The organism is Pseudonocardia sp. D17 (assembly GCF_036984265.1).
GTDB classification, from domain to species: Bacteria; Actinomycetota; Actinomycetes; order Mycobacteriales; family Pseudonocardiaceae; genus Pseudonocardia; species Pseudonocardia benzenivorans.
In genome coordinates this window covers 1-12,907 of sequence record NZ_BPRG01000033.1, presented here as the reverse complement: position 1 = coordinate 12,907, position 12,907 = coordinate 1, and the positions used below count along the sequence as shown (strand labels likewise).

General features: G+C 74.4%; 10 protein-coding genes and 1 pseudogene. 5 read left to right on the top strand and 6 right to left on the bottom strand.

What is annotated here, in order from left to right:
• Positions 1-117 precede the first annotated feature (117 nt).
• The 3 genes from PSD17_RS04630 to PSD17_RS04620 all read left to right on the top strand — a co-directional run bounded on the left by PSD17_RS04630 (position 118) and on the right by PSD17_RS04620 (position 3,385).
• Positions 118-891, top strand: coding sequence for an amidase family protein (locus tag PSD17_RS04630; protein WP_339121749.1), 774 nt, complete (start codon positions 118-120; stop codon positions 889-891).
• 638 nt (positions 892-1,529) lie between these two features.
• Positions 1,530-2,771, top strand: a complete 1,242-nt coding sequence (locus tag PSD17_RS04625; protein ID WP_013678372.1) for an Acg family FMN-binding oxidoreductase — start codon at positions 1,530-1,532, stop codon at positions 2,769-2,771.
• Entirely contained in the window at positions 2,768-3,385 is a 618-nt protein-coding gene (locus PSD17_RS04620; RefSeq protein WP_013678371.1) for a hypothetical protein, read from the top strand. Before PSD17_RS04625 ends, PSD17_RS04620 begins: the two co-directional genes overlap by 4 nt.
• 4 nt (positions 3,386-3,389) lie before the next feature.
• On the opposite strand, the gene PSD17_RS04615 is transcribed toward PSD17_RS04620, so the two are convergent.
• The 4 genes from PSD17_RS04615 to PSD17_RS04605 all read right to left on the bottom strand — a co-directional run bounded on the left by PSD17_RS04615 (position 3,390) and on the right by PSD17_RS04605 (position 6,905).
• Positions 3,390-4,289 (bottom strand): alpha/beta fold hydrolase, encoded by a 900-nt coding sequence (locus PSD17_RS04615; RefSeq protein WP_013678370.1) that lies wholly within the window; start codon positions 4,287-4,289, stop codon positions 3,390-3,392.
• Positions 4,290-4,789: 500 nt separating this feature from the next.
• Positions 4,790-6,160 (bottom strand): hypothetical protein, encoded by a 1,371-nt coding sequence (locus PSD17_RS04610; RefSeq protein WP_013678368.1) that lies wholly within the window; start codon positions 6,158-6,160, stop codon positions 4,790-4,792.
• 80 nt (positions 6,161-6,240) lie between these two features.
• Complete coding sequence (locus PSD17_RS35295) at positions 6,241-6,366, bottom strand: hypothetical protein (protein ID WP_379652786.1); 126 nt, start codon at positions 6,364-6,366, stop codon at positions 6,241-6,243.
• Positions 6,348-6,905, bottom strand: a complete 558-nt coding sequence (locus tag PSD17_RS04605; protein WP_339121746.1) for a hypothetical protein — start codon at positions 6,903-6,905, stop codon at positions 6,348-6,350. Before PSD17_RS04605 ends, PSD17_RS35295 begins: the two co-directional genes overlap by 19 nt.
• Positions 6,906-7,093: 188 nt before the next feature.
• Between PSD17_RS04605 and PSD17_RS04600 the strand changes: the two genes are divergently transcribed.
• Positions 7,094-9,973 carry a hypothetical protein gene (locus tag PSD17_RS04600; protein WP_339121744.1) on the top strand — a complete coding sequence of 960 codons (2,880 nt, stop codon included), beginning with the start codon at positions 7,094-7,096 and terminating at the stop codon, positions 9,971-9,973.
• 285 nt (positions 9,974-10,258) lie between these two features.
• Here the strand turns inward: PSD17_RS04600 and PSD17_RS04595 are convergent, their stop codons facing one another.
• Positions 10,259-11,545 carry a M23 family metallopeptidase gene (locus tag PSD17_RS04595; protein ID WP_013678363.1) on the bottom strand — a complete coding sequence of 429 codons (1,287 nt, stop codon included), beginning with the start codon at positions 11,543-11,545 and terminating at the stop codon, positions 10,259-10,261.
• A 198-nt stretch (positions 11,546-11,743) separates the two neighbouring features.
• Between PSD17_RS04595 and PSD17_RS04590 the strand changes: the two genes are divergently transcribed.
• A complete protein-coding gene (locus PSD17_RS04590; RefSeq protein ID WP_339121741.1) occupies positions 11,744-12,583 on the top strand; it encodes a hypothetical protein in 840 nt (279 codons plus the stop codon).
• 37 nt (positions 12,584-12,620) lie between these two features.
• Here PSD17_RS04590 and PSD17_RS04585 read toward each other — a convergent pair.
• Positions 12,621-12,907 (bottom strand): annotated as a pseudogene (locus PSD17_RS04585) (IS110 family transposase); the annotation flags it as partial.

Below are 12,907 nucleotides of genomic sequence, written 5' to 3'. Positions count from 1 at the left end.
ATAGCGATCGCTGTACTTAGGGGCCAGCTCCCGATACGCTCCAAGTACAGTGATCGCCTTACTTGAGCGACGGTCGGTCACGTTCCCCGACATCCATGTCACGGACGGAGTAGGCCGATGACCCGCACCAACCCCTCGTCCGCCGAGAGCAGCGGAAACTCGCAGCTGACCGAGCTCGGCGTCGCGGCCGCGGCCGCTGCGATCCGCCGCGGTGACGTCACCGCGGAGTCGTACGCCTCCGCCCTCCTCGACCAGGCACGCGCCCAGTCCGAGATCCATGCCTTCATCACCATCGACGAGTCGGCGGTACTCGGTGCCGCTTCCGCCGCCGACGAGGCGCGCGCGGCAGGAGCAACCGCACCTCTGCTCGGAGTCCCGCTGGGCGTCAAGGACAGCTACCAGACCCGGGACCTGCCGACATCCCTCGGCCTCGGCTCACTCACGGGCTTCACCCCCAGCACCGACGCCGAGATCGTCACGGCCATCGAGGGCGCGGGCGCGATCGTGTTCGGCAAGAACAACCTCGTCGAGATGTCCTACGGCGTCACCGGCCACAACGCCGATCACGGGCAGGTTCTGAACCCCTACGACCAGGGTCGGCAGCACCTCCGTGGCGAAGTAGTCCAGCAGGTGGTCGCCGCCGCGCGCCGGTGCGGTGCCCCCGCCGCGCAGCGCCAGAGCGGTCAGTTGCAGGCCCGCGGCCCAGCCCTCGGTCCGTCCCCACGCGGTCGCCGCGACCGTCCCGTCGAGCGGCGCCCCGCAGACCCCCTCGACCAGGGCGGTCGCCTCGTCGAGGGTGAAACGCAGGTCGGCCGCGCGCAGCTCGGTGAGCTCGCCCCCGGGCGCGCAGCCGCGCGAGCGGTAGCGGCGGGTCCGTCCGGCTCGCCATGACGACCCGGGTCCGCGGGGGCAGGTGCGTCACCAGGAACTCGACGCCCTCGTGAATCCGGAGATCGGTCAGCACGTGGTAGTCGTCGACTACCAGCACGTGCTCGCGGGTGCTCGCCGCCAGTTCGTTGACCAGCAGCGCCAGCGCGACGTCCGGCGCCCCGTGCAAGAGCTCGTCCAAGGGCTCGCGGCCGATCTCCGCGTCGGTCACGCCCAGTGCGACGAGCACGTAGCTCCAGAACCGGACCGGATCGTCGTCGCTCTCGTCGAGCGAGACCCAGGCGACCGGGGTGGACCGGGCGCGCGCCCATGCGACGAGCAGGCTCGTCTTGCCCCACCCCGCCGGGGCGACGACCGTGGCGAGCCGGCTCGTACTCGCGTCCAGCGCGTCGGTCAGCCGGGCGCGGTGCACCGCCGTGGGGCGTGCCGGGGGGACCGCGTGCTTCACGGTGAGCAGCGGCCGGGCAGGTCCGACGGCGGTCATGTCCCTCCCGTCCCGTGCGCCGGGGCCGTACGAAGTGTGCCCGCCGTCCGCTTCACCCGGAAGGACCCACCCCGGGTGGGCACGGGCCCGGGGTGGTGCGGCGCTACCCGGGCCGTCGGTTGACTCGGCGTTCTCCACCGACGGCAGGAGCGCTGACGTGACGCCGCCTTCATCGACCTCGCCGGGTGCTCCGACGTCGCCGACCGTCCCCGCGTCGGCGCCGCCGCAGCCGCCCGCGCACGCGTTCTCGCGCCGATCCCTGCTGCGTGGCGTCGGTCTCGGCGCGGCGACGGTCGCCGTGGCGGGCACCGGTCTGCTCGGCTACCGCGTCTACGACAGCGCGGTGCTCGACCCCGGCGGCGGGCCGGCGTTCGCGCCGTGGCGGGACTGGCGCTCGGTGCCCGGGCCGCTCGGCGCGGTCGCCGCAGCGGTCCTCGCCGCGAGCCCGCACAACACCCAGCCGTGGTCGTTCGAGATCGGCCCGGCCGGCATCGACGTGTTCGCCGACCCGGCGCGCACCACGGGGACGGTCGACCCCTACTCGCGGGAGCGCGACGTCGGCCTCGGCTGCGCGGTGGAGAACCTGGTGATCGGCTGCGGGCCACGCGGCCTCGCACCGTCGGTCGAGCTGCTGCCCGACGGCGCCGGCGGCGCGCGGGTCGCGCACGTGGCGCTCGTCGCCGCCGCGCCGCGGACGGACCCGCTGCACGACGTGATCGACCGCCGGCACACCAACCGCGGCCCGTTCCTGACAGGGCCCGTCGACGTGTCGGCGCTCGCGGTGCCGCCCCCGCCCGGTCTCGCGCTCCACTGGATCACCGACCCGCAGCCGCGCGCGGCGCTCGGGACGCTCCTCGTCGACGCGGCCGAGGCCCTGTGCAGGGACGAGCAGCAGTCGATCGACAACTTCGCCTGGTTCCGCGCGACGAACGACGAGGTCCAACGCCATCGGGACGGCCTCGTCCTCGACGGCCAGGGTCTGAGCCCCGTGGAGCTCGGCGTCGCGAAGCTCCTGCCGGCGTCGTCGCGGACCGCGGGCGACCGGTTCTGGATCGACCGGACGCGCGACGTCCACACCGCGACCGCCGCCGCGTACGGCGTGATCACCGTCGCCGACCCGGACGACCGCCGCATCCGCCTCGACGCGGGCCGGCTCCTGCAGCGCGTGCACCTCCGCGCCACCCTGGCCGGGATCGGCCTGCACCACATGAACCAGGTCACCGAGCGGATCGACCGCGAGGCCGCCACCGGCGCGACGCCGACCTTCGGTCCGCGGTTCGCCGCTCTCCTGCCGGCCGGCGGCCACCCGCTGCTCACCTTCCGCGTCGGGCGTCCCGTCCGCGACGGTCGGCCGACGCCGCGCCGTTCCGTGGCGATGGTCGCCGCGGTGACGTCGTGAGGCGCCGCGTCGCGGCCGGGCTCGGCCTCGCCGGCGGCGGGCTTCTCGTGGCGGCGGGGATCGTGCAGGCGACCCTCGGCACGGTGATCCCGGACTGGACCGGGGACAAGCTCGCGCCCGTCGCGCTGACGGTGGGACTCGGCGTGATCGCCCTCGTCTCCGCGCGGTGCCTGCGGACCGGCTCGGCGCTGTGGGCGCTCGGCCTGGTCGGGCCCGGCCTGCTGAGCCTCTCGACGGTGGGTCGGCTGGCCTGGCTGCCGGCCGCGGTGCTGATCGTCGCGACGGGATTCGCCGCCGCCGACGGCGGGCGCGACGCGCTGCGGGTGCTGCGGGCCGAGCCGGTCCGCGTGCTGCTGACGGTGCTCGCCGCCACGGAGCTGCTGATGGCGGCGGGCGCTGCGCCGGTGCCGATGATCGTCGGCGCGCTGGGTGGGCTCGCCCTGCTCGCGGCGACCTGGTTGCGGCGGCTTCCGCGCGGCCCGCGCATCGGGCTCGCCCTGCTCGGCGTCCTGCCGTTCGCGGGCGTCGGCTGGACCGCGCTGGTCCCCGTGCTGCTGGCATTGGTGGCGGCACCGCTGCTGGTCGTGGCCGTCCGCCGGCCGCGCGTCGGGTGAGGGATCAGCGTTCGGCGCCCGCCAGCAGGAACTCGACGACGTGGGTCTGCGCCGCGGCCGCGTCGGGGTGGGTGTAGAGGGCGAGATGGGTGCCGGTGTCGAGGCTGAGCAGCTCGGCGCCCGGGATGGTCCGGGCGGCGTACCAGCTGTGCTCCGGCGGCAGGTCGGCGTCGGCGGTGCCCTGCACGACGAGGGTGGGGACGGTGATCTTCTCGAGCTCGAGGGTGGTGATCTCGGCGAACCGGTCGAGGTCGTTGCGGTAACCGGCACGGCGCCTGCCGTCGGGCAGGGCGGTGGGGCCGAGGTCGGTGACGAAGCGCTGCTTGGCGGGGTCGGCGAGGATCTCGTCGACGCGCTGGGCGACCTGGTCGGGCGTGAGGTCGCCCTCGTCGGCGATCACGCCCTGGGTGTACTGCCTGCCGCCGTGGGCGGCGAGCACCCGCAGCAGCCACTGCCCGGGGGCGGTGGTGAACATCAGCCGCGTGGCGAGATCCTGTTCGGGCAGCCGGTAGGCCTGGCTGCAGGCGGCGTTGGCGACGAGTGCGGTCACCCGGTCGGGATGGCGGACGGCGAACCGGTAGCCGGCGGGGCCGCCGCCGGACCAGGTGTAGACCCCCGCGCGGGCGATGCCCAGGTGGTCGAGCAGTGCGGCCATGAGGTCGGCCTGTGCGTCGACGGTCGTGCGGCCGTCGAGCGGGGTGCCGAGGTACCCGGGGCGCGAGAGCAGGATGGCGGAGACCCCGTCGCGAGGCAGGATCCGGGCCATCAGCTCGGCGGCGTCGATGCCGCCCGGGGTGCCGTGGACGACGAGCACCGGGGCTCCGGTGCCGACGACGGCGAACTCGATCGGGCCGAGGGCGGTCTCGGCGACGGTGGCCTCGTAGGCGGTCTCGTGGACGAGCACGTCGGTCTCCTGGTTCCGTGGTGGCCGCTGACGGCCGGGCAGCGGTCGGCCGCCCGGGGTCGTGGACACCGACACCATGACGGCGCCGTTTCCAACTTCGCTCCAACTGCGCGAGTATTGCGTCCGGTCGTGCGCTCACGCACGAGCCTCGTCGCGGGCCGACGGGAGAGTCGGGGACGGCGAGCCGGACGCCCGCTTCGTGGACGCCGTGTGGGGTGACCGGGCCACGGCCGCGTCGATGTCGATCCTCCAGGCGCCCGCCTGCTCGTACCGCCCGAACAGGCACTGGAGCCGCACGCCCATCTCGCCGAGGCCGCCGAGATCCGCTCGGCGGCGGGCAACCGGGAAACCTCGTGATCGACCACCTCGACGAGGCCCTGCGCTGGGTCGAGCGCGGCGTAGAGTCCGCGACCGTTCGCTGACCGGAGGTGGCCGCGCCCGGTCGGCAACCCGGCCGCGCGGCGTCTGCGGGGCGCGCGGCCGGGGCCATGTTCCGGGGCTCAGGTCGTCGTGATCTCCCTGCCGCGGACGAGCGGCCGGAAGACGCTGAACGCCAGGGGATAGAGGTTGCAGCCGAACTCCGGAACGCCGCGCCACCGGCAGATTCCCGGTGTGCGGTCGATAGGCTCGAACGACAACGGTCCATCGGTCTCGCCCGCCGGGAGCACCTCGCCGACGAAGTCGAAGAACCGTGCCGCCTCGACGAGCTCGGGGAAGGCGTGCGCGACGGCACCGCCCTCCACGAGGTTCGCCCCCACCTCGTCGGCCCGCAGGTCCGCTCGGGCCTCGTCGGGCGAGGTCGGGTCGTCGAACCGCTGGCCCCAGCGGGTGAACCACGCCGCGTACGGCGCGTCGCGGTGGGCCGAGTCCGGTCCGGTGGGCACGGGGGCCGGGAAGACCGCGAGGATCGGGGAAACCCGGATCCCGAACAGCTCGAACTGCCGCCGCCACCCGATCCTGGTCTCGACGAGCACCGGTGCGTCGAGCCGTCCGGCGTAGGTCGCCGGCTGGGGTGTGAAACGAGGCAGGGATGCGGCGTAGCTCTCGGGGGTCAGGCCCAGCTCGGCCGCGACGCCGGCGGCGACGAGCCGGTCGACCTGGCGCCGCCACTCCGCGTCCAGGTCCACCGCGCCCCGCTGGGACACGTGCACGCCCCGGGCCGGAGCAGGCGGCTCGGCCGGTAGGGTCCTGGCCCGTTCACTGCGGGCCACCCCGAACGAGCGCCCTCCGGTGTAGGGGGCCCGGAAGTCGTGGTGGAGGTCGTAGGCGGTCAGCAGGGCTCCCGGCTGCGGCGGTTCGTCGCCCAGTCCCTCGGCCATCTCGTCCCCGTCGAACCGCACACAGACGATCCGGCCCGTGACCCGGATCCCGATGCGGGGCCACGTGCGTCGCTCGTCGAGGTAGTGCCCGGTGAACAGCCTGCTGTCCTGCGCCGCGACGATGTACTGGTTCAGGCTGATCAGCTCGCGGCCGTCGGCGGCGACGCGCTGCAGGAGCTCGGCCTCCGTCGTGTCGCCGTAGGGTGCGTCGATCGCGGCCTCGTAGTCGAACCAGCCCGGCCGACTGACGATGTTCTCCACCTCGTTGTCGGGCTGGAGGCTGTAGCAGTCCATCGCCGGGAACATCGCGCCGAGCACGTGCCTGGTCGAGCGGGTGGCGACCTCGGGTGGGAGGTACCCGACCCGGCGGCCCGCACCGTCGAGAGCGGCGAGCTCGTCGACGGTGTAGGGGCACGGCGGCACCGTGACGTCGAGGCCGACCCGGTTCCCGCGTTCGGTCCAGATCGTCTGGTGGAGCTGGGTGAGCACGTCCGGAGTCAGGGCCGCAGCACGCGGCTCTCGCAGCGATCCGGGGGAGCCGGCTTCGTCCATGCGACTTCCTTGCCCTCGATGGCCTCCAGGAACTGGATCCTACGACAGGATAAATGGATACAATAAGTCCTCGGGTCCGGTCAGGCCCCTGCAGGCGCGGGGAGGGCTCCGATCTGGCTCAGGAGGGTGAGGTCGTCGAGGCGGTTCCAGCGTTCGACGCACCGATCACCGACGAACCGCAGGACGGTCAGCCCCTCGACGTCGATCGCCGCGCCCGACCCCGCGACCCCGAGCAGCTCGCGCGCCGGCGATCCCCGGCCCGTGCCGACGCGATCGCGGCGGGGACCGCGAGGGTGATCCGGCAGCCCGGGCAGGTCTCCAGCGGGCCGCGCACGGCGCGCTCGGCCTCCTCGACCCGGGCCAGCGCGACGGCCGGGTCCCCCGCGGCGGCGATCCGCGCACCGTAGATGCGGTCGAACAGATGGAACCCGACGTTCGCGCAGCGCGTGCGTGTCCAGGAGGTCCTCTCAGATGCTGCGTGCAGGTCGTCGCGTGCGTGTGCGGCGGCTGCCTGGGCCCACGACGCCACCACCAGCGTCGACCGCTCGCCCGTGGCCAGGGCGAGCGTGCGGCACTCCGCGGCCTTGACGGTGCCCAGCGCGGGATCGGCGAACCCCATCACCGCGGCACCGCTGAGGGCGAGGGCCTGCGCGAGCCGGCCGGGCACCGACACCGGCTGCAGGCCGTCGAGGGGCTGCAACGCGCGCGCCGGGTCGCCCTGCTTGATCTCGGCGAGTGCCTGCATCGCGCGCAGGTCGTGGGCCTCCTCGAGTCCGACGACGGCGGCCGCGGCGGCGTAGGCGGCAGGGGCGCGCCGGTCGCCGCGGTCCGCGGCGGCGCACCCGGGCCTTCCGGCCGGTCGGAGCCCTGCGGCCCTGGTGGGGCCGGGCCCGGCGGCGCTAGGGTCCCCGGCCCGCCCTCAGGAGGCACGCGATGTCCGTCGTCGGCTCGGGACGTCCCGGACTGCTGCAGCTCGCCGCTCCGGTGGTGGCGCAGATGGCGCTGTGGCGGTGGCGTACCTCGCCCGATCTGCTGTGCACCCCGGGGCCGGTGTCGCGGCGTGCGACGGGGGTGCGTCTGGTGCGGGCGGCCCGGGCGGGGGCCGACCGCGCGGTGGTCGGCCTCGACACCTCCGAGGGGCGGTCGGAGGACTCGGTCCCGCCGGCCACCGCGCTCGGCGGCCGGCTCACCGCCGACGCGTCCGACGGGCTGGGCGAGCTGCTCGACTGGTTCGACCTCGAGCTCGACGGGCTGGCGACGCGGGTCGTCGACGACGGGCGCGCGCTCGCGCTCGGCCTCGGGTTCGACGGGGTGTCCGAGGACCGGGCGGCCTGGGACGGCTTCGACCGCTCGCTGCTGGCCGACGCCGACTGGTCGTTGACGCTGGACGGCGCCGTGCTCGCCCGACGGCTGAGCGAACGGTTCGCCGCGCGGGCCGCGCAGCTGGGGGCGACCCTGCACGCCGGATCGCCCCGCGTCGAGTGGGGCGAGCGCATCTACGTCTTCGCCACCGGCGACTTCACCGTCCCGGGGTACGGGAGCCACAACTTCGAGCTGGTCGTCTGGTACCGGTTCGTGTTCGAGCGGGGCATGCTGCGGGTCCGCCGGTCGCCGCTGGCCAGCGGCGACGCGAGCGCCGACCGGCCGGGATGGTCGTCGGACTACGGGGTGGAGAACTTCGGGCGCGAGCTCGCCGACGCCGCCTTCGACGCCGCGACCGACCCGGACGAGCTGTTCCCGCCGATCCGGCTCGCGTTCGGTCTCGGCGGCGGGCACCTGACGGCGCGGTCGCTGATCCACGGCGCCCGCACGTTGCGGATCAGCGGCGATGCCGACGTGCCGGCCGAGGTCGTCGCGCCCCGCCTGGAGGTCGACCAGTCCACCCGGACGTTCCACGAGGAGGCGTTCTCGCAGTGCGGGACCGACCGCGCACCGGCGTTCTCGCTGCAGCGGGTCGAGCTGCGTGCCGGTCCCGGTGGCGTCCGGCTGTGCGGTGCCGTCGTCGAGGGCGCCGGCGGGCTGCGCATCCTCACCGTCGACCGTGACGCCCTCCATCCCGCACCGGACGGACGGTCGCTCGCCGACACCCCGGCCGAGCTGGCCCCGAACTCGTCGACCACGCTCATCCTCGGGTACGTCGGTGACCGTGCCCCGGCCCACGGCGGCCTGCGCATCGTGTCGACCGACCCGCGCGGCCTGCTGCGTACCGTCCCGTTGCAGCTGGTCGCCGGCGGGCGGGCTGCGGCCGAGCTGCATCCGGACGTGCTGGACATCGTCGTCGGCAACGCGGCCGACGGGCGGCGCGCGACGCTCGGGTCCGACTGCTTCCCGATCGAGACGACGCCGGCGCCGTCCCGCCCCGACGCGCCGGACGGTCGTCTCGTCCTGGAGAACACCGGCGAGGCGCCGGTCGCCGTCTGCCAGGTCCGAGCGGAGCACGACCCGGCGGACCCCGCGTCGCGCTACGTCTTCGACGCCTCGTGGTCGGGGAACTACGTGGTGCTGCCGCGCCACAGCGGCACCGTGGAGATCCGGTTCTACCCGCCGCGGCCCCGGGGCTGGACCCCGCGCGACCTGACGACGCCGCCGCGGGTGACCGACCACGTCTTCCGGGCGACGATCGTCGTCGAGCTGGGCGGCGCGTTGCGCGGGCACCCGTTGCGGGCGCAGGTCACGGGCCGGGTCGAGCCGCGGCCCGTCACGCGCGAGATCCCGGCGCGCGGCGGCGGGATGCGGGCCGGTTTCGACCCGCGCCGTGACGCCGTCTGCATGCCGAGACCCGACGTCGACCTGTGCGATCTCGAACGGTACTTCGAGCCCGTCGGCCCTCCGGAGGCGCTCGTGGTCGCGGACGTCCGGGTGCGCGGTGCCGCCGACGGCGCCGTCGTCACGCTGCTCGACCACGACGACGGCGTCCACGTCCGTGATCTCGGCGAGGGACCGGAACGCCGGTTCGACGTGGGCCCCGGCCCGACCGGGCGCCGCGCGTGCACACCGCGTGTCGACGGGGGACGGTCGCCGCGGATCGAGGTGCGCCATGCGGTCGTCGCGCCCGGACCCTCGGCGCCGGTGCCGAACCCGCGATGCGTGGTCGAGCACGCCGGGCGCCTCTGGGTCGGAACCCGCAGCGGTCTGGTCGTCCTCGACGTGGACGAGCTCGCGCCGGGCACGGAGCAGGCGATGGGGTCGGTCCATGGCCTCGCCGCCGCGGGCGGGCTGGTCTGGGCGGCGCTCGACGACCGGCTCGTCGCGATCGATCCGGCCCGCCCGGACCGGATCGTCACCTCGGTCGAGCCGGGTGCCCGGATCGGCGCGGTCGCCGCGTCGCCCGCCGGTCTCGTCGTCGCCACCGGGAGCGAGCTGCGGACCGTCACCCTCGATGCGGAGCCGGCGTTCGGCCGGCCGACGGTGCTGCCCGAACCCGCGCGCTGGCTGGTCCCGGTGCCGGCCGCGACGGTCGCCGTCGGCACGAAGTCGGTCTCGGTCGCGCGCGCGGGCCGGGCGCTGCGTACGCACCCGACGACGTTCCCGGTCACCTCCGTGAGTGCGCTCGGCAGCCGGGTGCTGCTCCACGGCGACGGGATCGCGCTGGCGGTCGTGGCCGACGCCGCCGTGGTGCGGCCGGTCGCCGAGTACCCGCTCGGACACTGGCAGGCCCCGTTCGCCCCGGAGCCCCGCGGCGGGCTGTACGAGCTCACCGACGAGGGGCTGCGGCGCTGGGAGATCGGACGCCGCCGCCTCGACGCCGCGGTGCTCCCGGAGGCCTACGCGCCGCGCTACCTGCGGATCCGACCTGACGGCCTGGGAGAGTGAGCCGAGTGCTCTCGGACGGTGTCGCGGACGGGTAGGCCTCGGCGGTTCGCGCAACGCGCGGCAGCTCGACGTCCTGCCCGCACAGCTCGTACTCCGACTCGACGTCCACGAACGTCGCACGCGCGTCCGCTGAGTTCGTGATCCTCGCGGTGGCGCCGGCCGACGACCCGGCCCGGCTCACGTGGGCGGCCGCTCGGTTGCAGCACCACCTCGACCGTGCACCGGTCCGGATCATGCCGAATCGACGTCGACCGGCCGGGCGGGACTCGACCGCGTAGACCCGGCCTAACCGAGGTCGACGACCTCGAGATTCAGTGGGAGCTGTCCGGTGTGGGCGCCCGCGAGTCTGGACGTGTCCACCGGGACGACCGGCGCCTGGGCGGGAAACGGCGCGATGATCTTGCTCTCGTCGGTGACGACGCCGGTCCCGGTGAACCGGGTGAGCACGAACGGCAGACCGTTCGACTCGAGCGGCGACGGCCCATCCATGATGTGGAAATGCAGGTGGGGGGCGTCGGTGTTGCCGGTGTTGCCGAGCAACCCGAGGACGTCCCCGGTCTTGACGCGATCGCCCACCTTGACCTTGAGCGAGCCGGGCTGCAGGTGGGCGTAGAAAGCGTACCGGCCGTTGCCGATGTCGACGACGACGTAGTTGCCGTCCGCGCTCTGCAGCGTTTGTCCCTCCGGCAGCTTCCCGGGGATCTGCTCGGGGTTTCCGTCCAGGACCCGGACGACCGTCCCGTCCGCGGCCGAGTGGACCTGCACGCCGAAGAAGGGGAACGACGTGTTGCTTGCCGGGTCGCCGGTATAGAGGGTGCCGGTGGGTCCGATCTGGACGAAGTCGATGGCGAAACGCTGCGCGACGCGGATGGTGCCGTCGACGGAGAGGGTGGCGCCGCGGTGCGCGGTGATCGCGTCGCAACATCCGTTACCGGCGACCCAGCCGCCGCCCTGCAGAGGCGGCGCGACCTCGACCGCCTGCTGGTCGGAGACGTCCACGGAGACGCCGGTGAAGGTCAGGTCGGTCGGCGGCGCGGGCGGCGGGGCGTCCCCGGAGGGGCCCGCGTCGGTGGGCGGGGTCAACGTCACCGTGAAGCGGTGCTGGACCGAACGCGGAACCGTGGACCCCGCGGGCAGGGTGGCGTCGAGGAACAGGTCGCCCGCCTGACCGCCGGCGAGGCCGTCCCCGCCGCTGCCACCGGCGGCCCGGAACACCTTGCCGAGGTCCGCACCCTTCAACGAGGTGATGACCGCGCCGGACGGGTCGAGCGTGTCGACACCGGTGAGAACCGCCCGAGCCCGGCCCTGGTTGATGATCTGCAGCTCGTAGGCCAGGTGGATGCGGTTGTCCGCGCCGAGCACCGGGGCGATGTCGGACAGCGGGGAGATCGCGAGCGGGGCGAGCGCCGCGTTCGCGTCGGAGACCGCCGGCGGCGCGACCGAGGTGGCCGGCGCGCCGGACGCGGCCTGCGACGACGAGCATCCCGTCAGTGCCAGCACCGCCGCGACGACCGCGACCGGCCCGAGCCTGGCCCACGGGCCACGTCGGACACCGAGCTCGGGCACATTCATCACTGCCTCCGGCATACCGTTCGACGTCGGGGCCCCGTGACGGCGGCGGACGAGGGAATTCTGTGCGCCGCTCGCCGGTCGGGGGAATCGGCCTGGGCCCAGCCCGGGACATGGACCCAGGTCCACACCCGGCGAGTCCGACGCGGTCTGCGGCGTCCCGCTGGACCGGCTCCGACTTGTGGACGACGATCCACCGCGGTGAAAAGATCTCGACCGCTGTTCCCGCCCGCGGCGGGCCGGGCGCCCCTGCGGACGTCGCTGCGCCTTGCCCTGCTCCAGGTCGGGCTGACCACAGCTGCGGTGACGGGCGTCGAGATCGCGCTGTTCGTCCACGACGGGACCGGGCCCGTCGGCGCGCTCGTCGCCTACGCCCTCATCGGGGCCGGGTACGTGGCCGCGGGCATCGTCGCGTGGTGGCGACGGCCGTCGGGGCGGCTCGGGGCACTGCTGTGCCTGTGCGGGGCGGCGCTGCTCGGGTCGGCGGCCGGCAACGTCGCCAACCCGACGCTGGCGGTCGTGGGCACCGTGCTCGCCCAGCTGCCGATCGGGGTGCTGCTGCACCTGCTGCTCGCGTTCCCGTCGGGCCGCCTGCCCGACCGGCGGTCCCGGCTGCTGGCCGTGGGCGGGTACGTCGTGACGCTGGTGCTGCCGATCCCCGCCTACGTGTTCGGGCCCCTGCCGGGTGTCCCGCCGGTGCTCGTCGTGGCGGAGCGTCCCGACCTCGTCGCCCTCTTCGCGCGGGTCACCACGGCCACCGGGTTCCTCGTCGTGGCCCTGACCGCGCTCGTGCTCGTGCAACGCCTGCGCGCCGCCGATCGTCGCCAGCGACGGGTGCTTGCCGCGGTGTCCGGCTACGGCGTGTTCAGCATCCTGCTGCTGACGGGCAGTGCCGTCGTCGCATGGTTCACCGGCCTCGACCCGTTCACCCAGTTCGTGGTGCAGATGGCCGTCATGGCCGGGGTGCCGGTCGCCTTCCTCGCGGGCCTGCTGCGCGGCGGGTTCGCCCGCACCGCCGAGATCGAGGAGCTAGACGAGTAAGTCCGAACCCGGTCAGACATCCCATGACGTAGTGGTGTCAAGCGGCAGCGGTGAAGCGGTGGGCCCAGGCGGTGGTCTCGTTGTAGGTGGTGCGGGTCTTCAGGCAGCCGTGCAGGATCCCGACGAGGCGGTTGCCGAGCTGGCGTAGGGCGGCGTGGTGGCCGACCTTGCGGCTTCGGAGTTCGTCGTAGTAGGCGCGGGCGCCGGGTGAGTTCGTCAGTGCGCAGAACGCCCACTGGTGCACTGCGTCGCCGAGGCGTTTTGTTGCGGGCGTAGCGTGCCAGCACCACGGTGCGGCGCCCGGAGGCGCGGGTGATCGGGGAG

What these genes read in the sequence shown, in the direction of transcription:
- PSD17_RS04630 (WP_339121749.1), top strand. Translation starts at nt 118, where the DNA reads ATGACCCGCACCAACCCCTCGTCCGCCGAGAGCAGCGGAAACTCGCAG.
- PSD17_RS04610 (WP_013678368.1), bottom strand. Translation starts at nt 6,160, where the DNA reads ATGGACGAAGCCGGCTCCCCCGGATCGCTGCGAGAGCCGCGTGCTGCG.
- PSD17_RS04605 (WP_339121746.1), bottom strand. Translation starts at nt 6,905, where the DNA reads ATGCAGGCACTCGCCGAGATCAAGCAGGGCGACCCGGCGCGCGCGTTG.
- PSD17_RS04600 (WP_339121744.1), top strand. Translation starts at nt 7,094, where the DNA reads ATGTCCGTCGTCGGCTCGGGACGTCCCGGACTGCTGCAGCTCGCCGCT.
- PSD17_RS04595 (WP_013678363.1), bottom strand. Translation starts at nt 11,545, where the DNA reads ATGAATGTGCCCGAGCTCGGTGTCCGACGTGGCCCGTGGGCCAGGCTC.